Origin of the sequence: Arthrobacter tumbae, assembly GCF_016907495.1 — a bacterium.
Lineage (GTDB): Bacteria > Actinomycetota > Actinomycetes > Actinomycetales > Micrococcaceae > Arthrobacter_D > Arthrobacter_D tumbae.
The window spans coordinates 3,104,710-3,120,405 of record NZ_JAFBCC010000001.1 but is presented as its reverse complement, the minus strand read 5'-3'; the positions used below and the strand labels follow the sequence as shown (position 1 = coordinate 3,120,405).

Genomic DNA, 15,696 nt, shown 5'->3' with positions numbered 1-15,696 from the left:
CGACAATATTGTCGGAGCCTCAGTGCTAAGTGTTGTCCGGCGGTGTCCTACTCTCCCACACTCTCTCGGGTGCAGTACCATCGGCGCTGTGGGTCTTAGCTTCCGGGTTCGGAATGGGACCGGGCGTTTCCCCCACGCTATGACCGCCGTAACCCTGTGACCCGACCCCGCGCACCTGGTGTTGCTGTGGTGTGTGGGTGGGAAAACTTGTGTGGTTACAACTGTGGTATGTAGTTGTGTTGTGTTCCCTGGTGGGTTGTTGGTTGGGAACCGCATAGTGGACGCGTAGCATAAAAGTGTTTTGTGTGTATCAAGTTATCGGCGTATTAGTACCGGTCAGCTTCACGAGTCGTTAGTCCTCGCTTCCACATCCGGCCTATCAACCCAGTGGTCTGGCTGGGGGCCTCTCACACCAAATGGTGTATGGAAATCTCATCTTGAAGCAGGCTTCCCGCTTAGATGCTTTCAGCGGTTATCCCATCCGAACGTAGCTAATCAGCGGTGCACTTGGCAGTACAACTGACACACCAGAGGTTCGTCCGTCCCGGTCCTCTCGTACTAAGGACAGCCCTTCTCAAATTTCCTACGCGCGCAGCGGATAGGGACCGAACTGTCTCACGACGTTCTAAACCCAGCTCGCGTACCGCTTTAATGGGCGAACAGCCCAACCCTTGGGACCTACTCCAGCCCCAGGATGCGACGAGCCGACATCGAGGTGCCAAACCATGCCGTCGATATGGACTCTTGGGCAAGATCAGCCTGTTATCCCCGAGGTACCTTTTATCCGTTGAGCGACGGCCATTCCACAATGTACCGCCGGATCACTAGTCCCGACTTTCGTCCCTGCTTGAGATGTCTCTCTCACAGTCAAGCTCCCTTGTGCACTTACACTCGACACCTGATTGCCAACCAGGCTGAGGGAACCTTTGGGCGCCTCCGTTACTTTTTAGGAGGCAACCGCCCCAGTTAAACTACCCATCAGGCACTGTCCCTGACCCGGATTACGGGCCGAAGTTAGATATCCAGAGTGACCAGAGTGGTATTTCAACGATGACTCCACCTGAACTGGCGTCCAAGCTTCACAGTCTCCCACCTATCCTACACAAGCCACACCGAACACCAATACCAAACTATAGTGAAGGTCTCGGGGTCTTTCCGTCCTGCTGCGCGTAACGAGCATCTTTACTCGTAGTGCAATTTCGCCGAGTTTATGGTTGAGACAGCGGGGAAGTCGTTACTCCATTCGTGCAGGTCGGAACTTACCCGACAAGGAATTTCGCTACCTTAGGATGGTTATAGTTACCACCGCCGTTTACTGGGGCTTAAATTCCCAGCTTCGCCCGTAAGGGCTAACCGGTCCTCTTAACCTTCCAGCACCGGGCAGGAGTCAGTCCGTATACATCGTCTTGCGACTTCGCACGGACCTGTGTTTTTAGTAAACAGTCGCTTCCCCCTGGTCTCTGCGGCCCCGATCCGCCTCCCCACAGCAAGTGTGGTTCACGGTTGGGGCCCCCCTTCTCCCGAAGTTACGGGGGCATTTTGCCGAGTTCCTTAACCATAATTCTCTCGATCGCCTTAGTATTCTCTACCTGATCACCTGTGTCGGTTTGGGGTACGGGCAGTTGGAACCTCACGCCGATGCTTTTCTAGGCAGCATAGGATCATCGGATCCCCACCAAAAAGCGGGGCCCATCGGGTCTCAGAGACGGTATCCAAACCAGGACCACGGATTTGCCTATGGTCCCTCCTACATCCTTAGACCGGGACAACCATCGCCCGGCCCGACTACCTTCCTGCGTCACACCTGTTAATACGCTTACCTCCCAAGATCAGGTCCCACGCTCCCCACCAACACTGGGTCCGAAGACCACGGGAAGGTGGTTTGGGTGGTTAGTATCCCTTGTTCAGTATGGGCGGTTCTTCACCGGTACGGGAATATCAACCCGTTGTCCATCGACTACGCCTGTCGGCCTCGCCTTAGGTCCCGACTTACCCAGGGCAGATTAGCTTGACCCTGGAACCCTTGATCATTCGGCGGACGGGTTTCTCACCCGTCTTTCGCTACTCATGCCTGCATTCTCACTCGTGTAGGCTCCACCGCTGGTTTACACCGCGACTTCACTGCCCACACGACGCTCCCCTACCACTCCAAACGCCTGAACTCAGGAGAACAAGTCTCCGGCTTGGCTAACATTTGAAATCCACAACTTCGGCGGTGTACTTGAGCCCCGCTACATTGTCGGCGCGGAATCACTTGACCAGTGAGCTATTACGCACTCTTTCAAGGATGGCTGCTTCTAAGCCAACCTCCTGGTTGTCTGAGCAACTCCACATCCTTTCCCACTTAGCACACGCTTAGGGGCCTTAGTTGGTGGTCTGGGCTGTTTCCCTCTCGACTATGAAGCTTATCCCCCACAGTCTCACTGCTGCGCTCTCACTTACCGGCATTCGGAGTTTGGCTGACGTCAGTAACCTTGTAGGGCCCATCGGCCATCCAGTAGCTCTACCTCCGGCAAGAAACACGCAACGCTGCACCTAAATGCATTTCGGGGAGAACCAGCTATCACGAAGTTTGATTGGCCTTTCACCCCTACCCACAGCTCATCCCCTCCATTTTCAACTGAAGTGGGTTCGGTCCTCCACGACGTCTTACCGTCGCTTCAACCTGGCCATGGGTAGATCACTTCGCTTCGGGTCTAGATCACGCCACTCACTCGCCCTATTCAGACTCGCTTTCGCTACGGCTACCCCACACGGGTTAACCTCGCGACGTAACACTAACTCGCAGGCTCATTCTTCAAAAGGCACGCTGTCACCAAAACAAGTCTGGCTCCAACGGATTGTAGGCACACGGTTTCAGGTACTATTTCACTCCCCTCCCGGGGTACTTTTCACCTTTCCCTCACGGTACTGGTCCGCTATCGGTCATCAGGGAGTATTTAGGCTTACCAGGTGGTCCTGGCAGATTCGCACGGGATTTCTCGGGCCCCGTACTACTTGGGATACTCTCCAAGCGGCAGCACGCATTACAGCTACGGGACTCTCACCCACTCCGGTCGGGCCTTCAAACCCGTTCACCTATACGCCTGCACTCACTTCACCAGTCCGGCAGAACTGATACGGAAAGTCCCGCAACCCCAGAGATGCAACGCCCGCCGGCTATCACACACCACTGGTTTAGCCTCATCCGCGTTCGCTCGCCACTACTAACGGAATCACTATTGTTTTCTCTTCCTGTGGGTACTGAGATGTTTCACTTCCCCACGTTCCCCCCACGCACCCTATGTGTTCAGGTACGGGTCACCCAGTCACTCGCGCGCTGAGCGGGGTTTCCCCATTCGGACATCCTGGGATCAAAGTTCGGTTATCAACTCCCCCAGGCTTATCGCAGATTCCCACGTCCTTCTTCGGCTCCTGATGCCAAGGCATCCACCGTGTGCCCTTAAAAACTTGACGATCACACACAACCACCACACCACCCCCCAAAGGAAGCAGTACGACAAACGATTGCGTGCATACACAAAATTTAAGATGCTCGCGTCCACTATGCAGTTCTCAAACAACAACCCCAGTCAACACACCACCCACACCCCACAACCCCAAACAAACAGGATCAAGACGTGAGCAGACATGCCCAGGAAAACCAGAAACCCCAACAACCCACACCCCCAAAAGGATGCAGACTCCTGTTGCCTCAGGACCCAACAGTGTGCCACACAATGAAACCACCACCACCAACCACGCCTTTCCCAAACCCACACCCCCCACACCAACCCCCACACAGGGGACCAGCAGAAGGACACAAGCCCGTACTCAACACGACCAGCACCAGCAGCCATCAATTCGTTGATATTCCACCCATGAGCACCCACCGCAGAACAAACGCCTGCGCAATGGGCATACTCCTGACAACCCCCACACCCCACACAACGTGGAACACGGACAGTTGTAGGCGCTCCTTAGAAAGGAGGTGATCCAGCCGCACCTTCCGGTACGGCTACCTTGTTACGACTTAGTCCCAATCGCCGGTCCCACCTTCGACGGCTCCCCCCCAAAAGGGTTAGGCCACCGGCTTCGGGTGTTACCAACTTTCGTGACTTGACGGGCGGTGTGTACAAGGCCCGGGAACGTATTCACCGCAGCGTTGCTGATCTGCGATTACTAGCGACTCCGACTTCATGAGGTCGAGTTGCAGACCTCAATCCGAACTGAGACCGGCTTTTTGGGATTAGCTCCACCTCACAGCATCGCAACCCTTTGTACCGGCCATTGTAGCATGCGTGAAGCCCAAGACATAAGGGGCATGATGATTTGACGTCGTCCCCACCTTCCTCCGAGTTGACCCCGGCAGTCTCCCATGAGTCCCCGGCATAACCCGCTGGCAACATGGAACGAGGGTTGCGCTCGTTGCGGGACTTAACCCAACATCTCACGACACGAGCTGACGACAACCATGCACCACCTGTAAACCGGCCACAAGTGGCCGACACATCTCTGCGCCGTTCCGGTTCATGTCAAGCCTTGGTAAGGTTCTTCGCGTTGCATCGAATTAATCCGCATGCTCCGCCGCTTGTGCGGGCCCCCGTCAATTCCTTTGAGTTTTAGCCTTGCGGCCGTACTCCCCAGGCGGGGCACTTAATGCGTTAGCTACGGCGCGGAAAACGTGGAATGTCCCCCACACCTAGTGCCCAACGTTTACGGCATGGACTACCAGGGTATCTAATCCTGTTCGCTCCCCATGCTTTCGCTCCTCAGCGTCAGTTAATGCCCAGAGACCTGCCTTCGCCATCGGTGTTCCTCCTGATATCTGCGCATTTCACCGCTACACCAGGAATTCCAGTCTCCCCTACATCACTCAAGTCTGCCCGTACCCACCGCAGATCCGGGGTTAAGCCCCGGACTTTCACGGCAGACGCGACAAACCGCCTACGAGCTCTTTACGCCCAATAATTCCGGATAACGCTTGCGCCCTACGTATTACCGCGGCTGCTGGCACGTAGTTAGCCGGCGCTTCTTCTGCAGGTACCGTCACTTTCGCTTCTTCCCTACTGAAAGAGGTTTACAACCCGAAGGCCTTCATCCCTCACGCGGCGTCGCTGCATCAGGCTTGCGCCCATTGTGCAATATTCCCCACTGCTGCCTCCCGTAGGAGTCTGGGCCGTGTCTCAGTCCCAGTGTGGCCGTCCACCCTCTCAGGCCGGCTACCCGTCGTCGCCTTGGTAGGCCATTACCCCACCAACAAGCTGATAGGCCGCGAGTCCATCCAAAACCACAAAAGCTTTCCACCAACCACCATGCGATGGAAGGTCGTATCCAGTATTAGACCCAGTTTCCCAGGCTTATCCCAGAGTCAAGGGCAGGTTACTCACGTGTTACTCACCCGTTCGCCACTAATCCCCCCAGCAAGCTAGGGATCATCGTTCGACTTGCATGTGTTAAGCACGCCGCCAGCGTTCATCCTGAGCCAGGATCAAACTCTCCGTAAAAAACTACGAACACAACACGAACCCCCCGGAAAAAGAGAAACCCATGCTGCACAAAATTCGAAACCAGCCAAAAAACCAGCCACCCCACGAGGTGAGATGACCAGCAAATCAACCAATCAAAAAACAATCGGTATCAACAAACATGGCACACTATTGAGTTCTCAAACAACAGAAGCAATTCACATACTCTGCAAAGTTTTTATTTACATTTCCGTGCTGCTGTGTTCCTAAATCTATTTCATCCGAATTGTTTCTGTCAAATCGGCTTATTTGCCGGAATTCGACCAAACAATTCGAATCCGCCCACCACAAACTAACTGGTTTTGAGCTTGTGCGCTCAGCGCACGCCCGAACCATTTCGTTTTAGGAGGGGGTTTGTCACCACTCAGCGGCGGCGACTCAGAAAACATTACACGGGCTTCCGATCCCGTGCAAATCGCCCCCGGGCCGGCCGTGCCGCTACCTGAAAATCTAGCCGACTTCGACCGTCGCCAGCGTGCGCTTGCCTCGTCGGAGCAGAAGGAAGCGACCGTGCAGGAGCTGGTGCGCCCCCACGGTTGTGTCGGGATCGGACACCTTTTCGTTGTTCACATAGGCGCCGCCTTCAGCCACAGTGCGGCGGGCAGCAGAGTTGCTCGGCGCCAGGCCGCTCGCAACCAGGAGGTCAATGATGCCCAAACCGCCGCCGTCGACCTTTGCGGACGGCAGCTCGGCGGTGGCAGCGCGCAGGGTAGTTTCATCCAGCTCGGTCAGGTCACCCTGTCCGAACAGCGCGGCGGAGGCAGCAATCACCTTGTTCGTTGCCTCAACGCTGTGAACCAGTGAAGTGACGTCGAAGGCAAGCGCGCGCTGCGCCTCACGCAGGTGCGGCCGGTCGGCCACGGATTCCGCCAGGTGGTCGATGTCCGCACGGCTGCGGAAGGTGAAAATCTTCAAGCGGTCCAAGACATCCGCATCCGAAGTGTTCAACCAGAACTGGTACATCGCGTACGGAGTTGTCATGTTCGCATCCAGCCAGACGGCATTGCCCTCGCTCTTGCCGAACTTGGTGCCATCCGAGTTCGTGATCAGGGGTGTCCCGATTGCGTGGACGCTTTTACCCTCAACCTTTCGGATGAGTTCCGTGCCACTGGTCAGGTTGCCCCACTGATCGGACCCGCCGGTCTGCAGCACGCACTGGTGGTCGCGGAAAAGATGCAGGTAATCCATGCCCTGCAGCACCTGGTAGCTGAACTCGGCGTAACTGATGCCTTCCTCGGAGTGAAGGCGCTTGGCAACTGTTTCCTTCTTGATCATGGTGCCGACCCGGAAGTGCTTGCCGACCTCGCGCAGGAAATCGATGGCGCTCATGGGCGCGGTCCAGTCAAGGTTATTGACCATCCGGGCGGCGTTGTCGCCGTCGAAACTCAGGAACCGCTGCACCTGGCCCTGAAGGTAACCGACCCACTCGGCAACGGTCTCCTTGGTGTTCATGGTGCGCTCCGCCGAGGGCCGCGGGTCCCCCACCAATCCCGTGGAACCGCCGACCAGCCCGATCGGTCGATGCCCGGCGAGCTGGAGCCTGCGCATGGTCAGCAACTGGACGAGGTTGCCCAGGTGCAGGCTTGGTGCCGTCGGATCGAAGCCGCAGTAGTACGTGATCGGTGCCCCGGCGAGAAGTTTCTCAAGCTCCGCCTCATCGGTGGAGACATGGATCAGCCCGCGCCACTTCAACTCCTGCCAGAGGTTCTCGAAGGAGCCGTCGTTTTGCTGCTGGTTCACGGTCGCGTGCGCCGCTTCGCTGGATTGTTGCACTGCTTCAAAATATCAGCCCTCAATGCCCTCAGGAATTTCTCCCGTCGAGATGAGGCGGAGACGCTGCGTCGGCCTGGTCATTGCGACATACAGATCCCCGACCCGGACCGCTTCCTGCCGCAGCATCTCGGCCGGTTCCAGGACCACCACGCCGTCGAATTCCAGGCCTTTTGCCTCCCGCGGGGTGGTGACCACGATGTCCTGGCCAAGCCCGCCCGCACCCCTGCCGACCCGGTTGCCGTACACCCCCCTGACGGCGGCCCGCATCTGCTCAACGATCCGCGCCGGTGCAATGACGGCAAGGAGACCTTCGGCGATGGCATCAAGTTCCTCCGGCAAGGCAGACAGGAGCGCCGGTTCGAGCTTCGGAACCCGGTCAATCACCGGATCCCACCGCCCCTCGCGGACCGCCTTCGGGGCAGACACCACGAGGCCCGCCGCGTTAGCCATCCGTACTGCGGCTTCGGCAATCTGCGCCGGCGTGCGGTAGTTGACCGTCAGCTCCTCAAGCTGCCACCGCTCCCCCGCGAACGGCTCGAGCGCCTGCTGCCAGGAGTGGGAACCGGCGATGGAGCTGGTTTGCGCGATGTCACCGACGATCGTAAAGGACTTGAGGGGGCATTTGCGCATGAGCAGCCTCCACTGCATCGGAGAAAGCTCCTGCGCTTCATCGACCACGATGTGCCCGTACGCCCACGTGCGGTCACCGGACGCGCGCTCGGCAGCCGTCAGCCTCGATTCGGCAACCGTATTGTGCTCCGCGAGTTCCTCTGCACTGAGCATCCCGTCAATGCCGGCATCCTCCAGTGTGCCGCTGACGTTCTCCAGGGCACGTTCGGCGTTGGCGAGGTCCCGGCGCCGCTCCTGTTCCCGCTCCGCCGCGTTGCGTCCGGCGGACGGGTCAAGCTCGCCGAGCAGTTCCGCGGCCTCATCGAGCAGCGGGACGTCCGCCTCCGTCCACGGCGCGTCTTCGGTGCGGTAGAGCAGTTGCCGCTCGGCGTCGCTCAGGTGGGGTGCGGCCGCTTCAAGCTGGGCCGGTTTGGCGAAAAGGTCCCGCAGGAGCTTCTCCGGCGTCATGGGCATCCAGGCGAGATTGAGCGCGATCCGCACATCGCGCGACGTCCGCACGTCCTCGGTGAGATAGGAGCGGTCTGCAGTGTTACCAGCCCCCGACGATTCCTCGAGCTGCTCAGTCAGCTGCTCTGTGAGCTCACGCAACATGATCTTCACGAACGTCGTACGTGCCTCATTGTGCGGTTTCCCTGTAGCGCGGGCGCGGTCCCGGGCGCGGCGGACCTGCCGTGGGGTGAGGATCAGGATGGTGCCCTCGACGTTGAGCCTCCGGTTCTCGGCCGGTAGCCGCTGCCGGTTGGCGACCGCCTGCTTCATCACGCCGGCCATGTCCAGCCTGCCCTTGAGCTCTGCCGTCTCTTCCGACGGCTCCTGGACGGCCTGAATGCCCGGCATCAGGCTGCCGATACTTGCCATCACGACGCCGGTTTCACCCAGCGAGGGCAGCACCCGCTCGATGTACTTCATGAACGCGCTTGTGGGCCCGACCAGCAGTACCCCGGCCGACTTCAACCGCTCCCGGTGCGTGTAGAGCAGGTAGGCGGCCCGGTGCAGCGCGACGGCTGTCTTGCCGGTGCCGGGACCGCCCTGTACGACGACGACGCCGGGCAGCGGCGCGCGGATCACGCGGTCCTGCTCGGACTGAATGGTGCCCACGATGTCCGACATCTGGCCGGTGCGCCGGGAATTGAGCGCTGCCAGCAGCGCCCCCTCCCCCTGTAGCGAGTCAGCGTCGGTGAGCATCGACGCGTCGAGGACATCATCCTCCACAGCAACGACGTCCCGTTTGGAAAGGATCAGGTGGCGACGGCGGCGGACGCCCATCCGTTCGAAAGCCGTGGCCTGGTAGAAGGTGCCCGCTTCCGGAGCCCGCCAGTCAACCATGAGCTGCTGCAGGTCCTCGGTGGACAGACCGATGCGGCCGATGTAGCGTTCCTCGCCGCTGTCCAGATCGAGACGCCCGAACACCAACCGGTCATCCACCGCGTTCAGTTGGGCGAGGCGGTCCTCGTACATGGTGGCGAACGCATCGCGCTCGGACCGGTTCTGATGCGAGCCGGCGGATATTGTCCGGCGCACCTGATCGAGCTGGCGCTGCTTTTCGGCGCGCAGTTCATCAAGCCGTTGATACAGGCCGGCCACATAGCCTCGCTCGTGGTCCAGCTCGTTCCGGGCTACTGACATTTCATGCATTGCGCGTTTCCCTCTCGCCAAGGCGGACCGTCAATTCTATCCCCCTTCGGTGCGAATTTCCGTTCCGCCGCTGCGCACGCTGCCGGATGTTTCGCGGGAAGCGGTTCCACGTGCGGGATCTGCCGCTCTCCGTGCGCCGCGGGGTTTGGCGGCCGGCCGGTACACGGAGACACTTGTTTCACCGGCCAGCCAGTAGCGCCAGGGGTAGGCAGGTGATCCGCCGGGTCCACTCACGCCGACGCGCGGGCCCGTCTGCAGGCGCAGGGGATCTGCAGGATGGTCCGGCAAAGCGAGCCGGAGCCGGTCAGAGAAAACATCCGTGCCGTCCAGCTCCCGGTCGATGCCGAGAGCCTGCGCCAGGCGCGCCGGACCGCGCGCAAGGTCCCGGTCCAGGCGGGGATTGCCCCGGCGGCGCCGGGCCGTGTGCACTCCCCCGACGATCTCCCCTGCCCGCAGCAGCAGTCCGGTGGCATTGCCTGGCCACCCGCAGACCACGTTGGCGCAATAGTGCATGCCATAGGTGAAGTACACATACAGGTGCCCCGCCGCACCGAACATTGTCGCGTTACGGGCCGTCTGTCCGCGATAGGCATGGGAGCCCGGGTCCTCCGACCCCATATAGACTTCCACCTCGGTGATGCGCACCGTGACCGGCTCCGCGCCGTCGTCGTGCGTCAGGTGTGCTCCAAGCAGGAGCGGTGCAACCTCGATGGCCGGATGCGCAAGCCGGGTGCGCTGGAGTGCTGGATCCACGAAAAGACCGTATCAAGACGCGGCGGGCGCACTGTGCACGGTCGTGTCCGATTTCCGCCAGCAGCACACCGGTCCGCCTGCGAGGATAGACTCATGGACTTCTGGCAGCGGTACCGGGCGATCGAATCGCGGGACACCCGGTTTGACGGGCAGTTCGTCACCGCCGTGGCGACGACGAAGATTTACTGCCGCCCGTCCTGCCCGGCGCGAACCCCGAAACCTGCCAATGTCAGCTTCTACCCCACCTCCGCGGCGGCACACGAGGCCGGATACCGCGCCTGCAAGCGGTGCCTGCCGGAAGCGGTACCCGGTACGCCGGCGTGGAACCTGCGCTCGGATACCGCTGCGCGGGCGATGAGGCTGATTTCCGACGGCGAGATCGACCGCGTCGGCGTTCCGGGTCTGGCGCTGCGGCTCGGCTACTCAACCCGCCAGCTTGGCCGGATCCTCCACCACGAACTGGGTGCCGGCCCACTCGCGCTGGCCCGCGCCTCCCGGGCACAAACAGCGCGGACGTTGCTCACCGCCACCGACCTGGCGCTCTCCGACGTTGCCTTCGCCTCCGGGTTCAACAGCATCCGCCAGTTCAACGAGACGGTGCAGGAGGTCTACGACCTCTCCCCCTCACAGCTGCGGCACCGCAGCCGTACCCTTTCCCATGCATCGACGGCGGCCGACTCCCCGACGTCCCTCAGCCTGACGCTGCCCGCGCGCATGCCGTACGACGACGGCACCTTTTCCTTCCTGCGCGCCCGCGCCATCGACGGGATCGAGCAGGGCGACGCGGCGAGCTATGCCCGCCTGCTCCGCCTTCCCGGAGGTGAGGGCTGGTTCAGGGCCGAACCTGGGCAACGCGGACTTGACGTCTCCGTCACGGTGGAGCAATTGAAGGACCTGCCCGTCCTGCTGTCCCGCATCCGCCGGCTGTTCGATCTGGACGCTGATCCCGCAGCCATCGACGCTGTCCTCTCGGCGGATCCGGCCATGGAAGCCCGGGTGCAGCACTACCCGGGGATCCGCCTGCCAGGTGCCGTGGATTCGCAGGAGATCCTGATTCGCGCCATGATCGGGCAACAGATCACCGTAGCGGCCGCCACCGGCATCCTGAACACTCTCAGCGTGCTGGGCGAGCCGTCAAGGCTCGGCCGTCCCGGTCATACCCGGCTGTTCCCCACCGCCGCTGCCTTGGCGGATGGGGCCGGCCCGCTGCTGAAGGGACCGGCGCGCCGTCGGTCGAGTCTGCTGGCGGTCTCAGCGGCCCTTGCCGACGGTAGCCTCAACATCGGTGTGGCGGACACACCCGGTGAACTGGCGGAGAAGCTCCTGCCGCTGCCGGGAATCGGGCCGTGGACCGTCCGCTACGCCGCCATGCGGGTACTGGGCGCAACGGATATCCACCTCGACAACGACGCCGCTGTCCGCGCCGGCTTCGCCCGGCTTTCCGGACGCCCCGCCGACGCCCGGGAAACAGCAGCCTGGTCCGAGCAGTTCAGTCCCTGGCGTTCCTACGCCACCATGCACCTCTGGCGTCTGGCTTCCAGTAAACCGCTCCAGAGGCGTGCATCAACCGGCACTCCGAGAAAGGCCCTGGCATCATGACGACCCAGACCACCACTGTCTCCACTCCGGACGGGCCGTTCACGGTCGTGGAACGGGACGGTGCAGTCCTTGCCTCCGGCTGGACCGCTGAGCTATCCGACGTGACCGGCCAGATCCACCCGACGCTGAGGGTGGAACCTGTTCACTTTGTACGCAGTCTCCCGTTCATCACGGACGCCGTGTCTGCCTATTACGACGGCGATCTCGCCGCCATCGAAGCGGTCCCCGTGCAGCAGTTGTCAGGACCGTTCCGTAACCATGCCTGGGACGTGCTGCGCACTGTCGCCCCCGGCAGGCCGGTGACCTATTCGGAGTATGCTCGCCTGGTCGGCCGGCCCGCCGCCATCCGCGCCGCAGCCGGAGCCTGTGCCTACAACGCTGCTGCGCTTTTTGTTCCGTGCCACCGCGTAATCCGGACGGACGGAAGCCTTGGAGGGTTCCGATGGGGTGTTGCCGTCAAGACAAGCCTGCTGGCCCGCGAGAAGGCGGCCGCTCAGTCCGCTGACCCGGTGAGCGTCGCGCGGTAGAAATCTTCAAGCGCGTGCATCTTGCGCATGCTCGTATGCGGCTGGTCGCCGCCCACCGAGACCGCAACAGCATCCAGATGGGCGTGCCACTGCGCCAGCAGGGAGGGTGCCTCGTCCGGGTCTTCCAGGACGTGCCGAACGGCCACCCGGGTAACGCCGCCGTCGGCGGTGAAATCGACTTCAGCCTGCTCGACCCTCGGCTGTTGTTCGGGATCCGCAGTGATTGCATCCTTCACGAGCGGCAAGGTGGAAGGGAGGCGACGGTCGAAATGGACCATGGTGACGCCGTCGTACGTTTCCAGCCAGCCCATCGTGTTGGAGAGGTTGAACTCTTCGGCATAGGCGTCCCGCAGTGCCGCCCAATCAACACCTGGTGCCGGCTCCCGGCCGGCGGCGACGTCCTCCAGCGCGGCAAGGATCTGTTGCCAGCCCGCGGCTCCCTCGGTCAGGAAGTCCGGTGTTTCCGAACGCGCCCGCAATTGCAGCAGGGCGCCGCCGTCGCACTCCAGCACGCGCCATTCAAGAATCGATTCGAGACCCAGCGCATCATCCCAGGTGATCTGGAGACTCGTGGGCGGATTGAGCTGAAGCACAGTGCCCGTGGTGGCTCCGCCGCCCATGTCCAGCGAGTATTCCTTGCCCAGTTCCCAGTTGCCGGCCAGCTCTCCCAGCCACAGGCGCACCTTGTCCGGGTTCGTCAGCAGGTTCCAGATGTACGAGCGCGGATAGTCGAACTGCCGGTCGAAGGCCAGCACGTAGCCGTCGCTGAGCCGCTCGATGCGCCCACGCGGCACCACGGGATGGGCCGCTGATCGATCAACATCCGACGTCATGGCGTCTGCCTTTGCTCGTCCTGCACCTGCGGTATTCCTGTTCGGGTGGTTCCCAACTTAGCGCAGTGCAGGGCGGCTGATAAGGGCTGCCCGGCACGGATCAGGATCTTTCAGAAGCCGCGGCGAGCAGCGCGGCGGTCAGCCTCGCGGCGCCATGGCCGACGGCCAGGGCAGGAGCTCGGGGAGGTCGACGCCGTCCGCCGCGGCGGTCGCGTTCAACCCGCCCAACGGCTGCCGCCCGGCCAGCCAGGCGGCGATGTCCTGGAGGAGGCCGGTGACGACGACGGTGCGCGCCGGAGTTCCCGAACCGCTGAGGAGGGTGCGCGGCTGCTCGCCCAGCGGCTGGAGCTTGATTGCCGTCCCTGCGGGAATGCGTGCTTCAAGGAATTCGAAGAGGTAGTGGCAGAAGGCGTTGTCCCAGTCGAGGGAGGTGCGCCGGAGGCCGAGGTCGGAGGCGTGAATGACCAGTTCCCGCCAGAGCGCGAGCGCACCGTCGCGAACGGTGCCGTCCCGGTAGGAGATGCGGGTGGTCCACTCGCTGCCGGTCACTCCGGCGAAGACCGCCACGGCGGTGCTGACGGCGTCGGTCAGGCTGTGAAGCTGCTCTTCTGTGGCGCGCTGTGCCCGCCGCTCGATGTCCCGGTTGCGACCGTCAGACCCGTCGTCATAGAAGTCGACGGTTTCACCGCGGGCGGCGTATTCGAGCTGACGCGTCATGGCCCGGCACACGCCCTCGACGTGTGCCAGGACGAAGCCGCGGCTCCAGCCGGGAAGGACCGACGGCGCCGCGAGGGCATCGTCGTCGAGCCCGGCTGCTGTTGCCAGCAGCTCCCGGCCGGCGTCGGCAAGCCGTTCCGGAAGATTCCGGGGATCGTTCTGGAGTGCTTCCTGCTGCGACGTGTTCACGGGCATCCTCGGGATTGGGATCGGGCGGCTTGTCCCGAGAATACCCGCAACCCCTCGCGTGCTGTTGCTGTTCTGTTCTGTTCTGTTCCTGGACTACGCCAGCGCCGACCGTGCGTCCGCCACCTGCGCCGCCAGTGCCTCCAGCTGGCGGCGCACCGCGGCCGGGGCGGTTCCACCCTGTGCGTCGCGGCTGTTCAGCGACCCTTCGACGGTCAGCACGTCGCGGACGCCCGGGGTGAGGTGAGCGGAAATACCGGCGTAGTCCCCGTCGGTCAGGTCCCACAGTTCAACGCCGCGGCTTTCAGCCAGTCTGACCGCTTCACCGGAAAGCTCGTGCGCTTCCCGGAACGGCACACCCTGGCGGACCAGCCATTCAGCCACGTCTGTGGCGAGGGCGAATCCGAGCGGAGCAAGCGAGGCCATCCGCCCGGTGTGGAACGTGAGCGTCGCGATCATGCCCGAGACTGCGGGGAGGAGGACCTCAAGGGTATCGACGGCGTCGAATACCGGCTCCTTGTCCTCCTGTAGATCCCGGTTGTACGCAAGCGGCAGTCCCTTCAGTGTGGCGAGCAGACCGGTCAGTTTGCCGATGAGCCGGCCGGCCTTGCCTCGGGCAAGTTCTGCGACATCGGGATTCTTTTTCTGCGGCATGATCGAAGAGCCGGTGGAGAAGGAGTCATGCAGCGTGACGAAGGAGAACTCCTTGGTTGCCCAGATGATGACCTCTTCACTGATGCGTGAGAGGTCCACGCCGATCATTGAGGCCACCCAGGCGAACTCCGCGTACACGTCCCGCGCGGCAGTGCCGTCGATCGAATTGTGCGTCGCCGAATCGAACCCCAGCTCGGCAGCGACCGCCTCGGGGTCGAGGCCCAGCGAGGATCCGGCGAGCGCACCCGAGCCGTAGGGCGAGACCGCTGCCCGGCGGTCCCAGTCCTGGAGCCGCTGCACGTCGCGCAAGAGCGCCCAGGCGTGGGCGAGCAGATGATGGCTCAGGAGCACGGGCTGTGCGTGCTGCAGGTGGGTCCGGCCGGGCATCGGCACCTCGAGGTGCTCCTGCGCCTGCCCCACCAGCGCGTCAATGGTGGCAAGGACGCCGCCGGCGATGATGCGGGCATGCTCGCGCAGGTACATCCGTCCGAGTGTTGCTACCTGGTCGTTCCGGGAGCGGCCGGCACGGAGCTTGCCGCCAAGGGCCGGGCCCGCCCGCTCGATCAGGCCCCGCTCCAACGAGCCGTGCACGTCCTCGTCGGAATCCGCCGGCATGTAGGCGCCGGTGCGGACGTCGTCGTCGAGCGTGTCCAGGGCGGCCAGCATGCCGGTCAGCTCCCCGTCATCGAGCAGGCCGGCACGGTGCAGCACACGGGCGTGCGCGCGTGAACCGGCGATGTCATGGCGGGCAAGCCGCCAATCGAAATGCGTTGACTTGCTCAGTGCCGCGAGGGCGTCCGCAGGGCCGCCGGAAAACCGGCCGCCCCACAGGGAGCCCTCATTGGTGCCGTGGGTATTCGTGCCGTGAACGTCGGCCATGAA

General features: G+C 62.3%; 8 protein-coding genes and 3 rRNA genes. 2 read left to right on the top strand and 9 right to left on the bottom strand.

All coding sequences use genetic code 11. From position 1 onward, the window contains the following. Nucleotides 1-34 precede the first annotated feature (34 nt). The 6 genes from rrf to JOD47_RS14730 form a co-directional block, all read right to left on the bottom strand. Nucleotides 35-151: ribosomal RNA gene (rrf, locus tag JOD47_RS14755) — 5S ribosomal RNA — on the bottom strand. 155 nt (nucleotides 152-306) lie between these two features. Continuing rightward, nucleotides 307-3,456 (bottom strand): 23S ribosomal RNA (locus JOD47_RS14750). 507 nt (nucleotides 3,457-3,963) lie between these two features. Further along, a 16S ribosomal RNA gene (locus JOD47_RS14745) occupies nucleotides 3,964-5,486 on the bottom strand. Together the 16S, 23S and 5S rRNA genes form the textbook arrangement of a ribosomal RNA operon. A gap of 471 nt (nucleotides 5,487-5,957) precedes the next feature. Continuing rightward, on the bottom strand, nucleotides 5,958-7,280 hold the full coding sequence (tyrS, locus tag JOD47_RS14740; protein ID WP_307836314.1) for a tyrosine--tRNA ligase: 1,323 nt from the start codon (nucleotides 7,278-7,280) through the stop codon (nucleotides 5,958-5,960). Between the two features lie 12 nt (nucleotides 7,281-7,292). Then, complete coding sequence (locus tag JOD47_RS14735; RefSeq protein WP_204535378.1) at nucleotides 7,293-9,545, bottom strand: HelD family protein; 2,253 nt, start codon at nucleotides 9,543-9,545, stop codon at nucleotides 7,293-7,295. A gap of 36 nt (nucleotides 9,546-9,581) precedes the next feature. Then, nucleotides 9,582-10,298, bottom strand: a complete 717-nt coding sequence (locus tag JOD47_RS14730; protein ID WP_204535376.1) for a DNA-3-methyladenine glycosylase — start codon at nucleotides 10,296-10,298, stop codon at nucleotides 9,582-9,584. Nucleotides 10,299-10,391: 93 nt separating this feature from the next. On the opposite strand from JOD47_RS14730, the gene JOD47_RS14725 reads away from it, so the two are divergent. Continuing rightward, the gene (locus JOD47_RS14725) at nucleotides 10,392-11,897 is read left to right on the top strand and encodes an AlkA N-terminal domain-containing protein (protein ID WP_204535374.1); all 1,506 of its coding nucleotides are present in this window, start codon (nucleotides 10,392-10,394) and stop codon (nucleotides 11,895-11,897) included. Continuing rightward, on the top strand, nucleotides 11,894-12,424 hold the full coding sequence (locus JOD47_RS14720) for a methylated-DNA--[protein]-cysteine S-methyltransferase (protein ID WP_204535372.1): 531 nt from the start codon (nucleotides 11,894-11,896) through the stop codon (nucleotides 12,422-12,424). Before JOD47_RS14725 ends, JOD47_RS14720 begins: the two co-directional genes overlap by 4 nt. On the opposite strand, the gene JOD47_RS14715 is transcribed toward JOD47_RS14720, so the two are convergent. The 3 genes from JOD47_RS14715 to argH form a co-directional block, all read right to left on the bottom strand. After that, nucleotides 12,391-13,257 carry an SRPBCC domain-containing protein gene (locus JOD47_RS14715; RefSeq protein ID WP_204535370.1) on the bottom strand — a complete coding sequence of 289 codons (867 nt, stop codon included), beginning with the start codon at nucleotides 13,255-13,257 and terminating at the stop codon, nucleotides 12,391-12,393. The genes JOD47_RS14720 and JOD47_RS14715 overlap by 34 nt on opposite strands. A gap of 138 nt (nucleotides 13,258-13,395) precedes the next feature. Beyond that, nucleotides 13,396-14,163 (bottom strand): maleylpyruvate isomerase family mycothiol-dependent enzyme, encoded by a 768-nt coding sequence (locus tag JOD47_RS14710; RefSeq protein ID WP_307836313.1) that lies wholly within the window; start codon nucleotides 14,161-14,163, stop codon nucleotides 13,396-13,398. Between the two features lie 93 nt (nucleotides 14,164-14,256). Then, nucleotides 14,257-15,693, bottom strand: coding sequence for an argininosuccinate lyase (argH, locus tag JOD47_RS14705; protein WP_204535365.1), 1,437 nt, complete (start codon nucleotides 15,691-15,693; stop codon nucleotides 14,257-14,259). Nucleotides 15,694-15,696 lie beyond the last annotated feature (3 nt).

What these genes read in the sequence shown, in the direction of transcription:
- JOD47_RS14735 (WP_204535378.1), bottom strand. Translation starts at nt 9,545, where the DNA reads ATGCATGAAATGTCAGTAGCCCGGAACGAGCTGGACCACGAGCGAGGC.
- JOD47_RS14725 (WP_204535374.1), top strand. Translation starts at nt 10,392, where the DNA reads ATGGACTTCTGGCAGCGGTACCGGGCGATCGAATCGCGGGACACCCGG.
- JOD47_RS14720 (WP_204535372.1), top strand. Translation starts at nt 11,894, where the DNA reads ATGACGACCCAGACCACCACTGTCTCCACTCCGGACGGGCCGTTCACG.
- JOD47_RS14715 (WP_204535370.1), bottom strand. Translation starts at nt 13,257, where the DNA reads ATGACGTCGGATGTTGATCGATCAGCGGCCCATCCCGTGGTGCCGCGT.
- argH (WP_204535365.1), bottom strand. Translation starts at nt 15,693, where the DNA reads ATGGCCGACGTTCACGGCACGAATACCCACGGCACCAATGAGGGCTCC.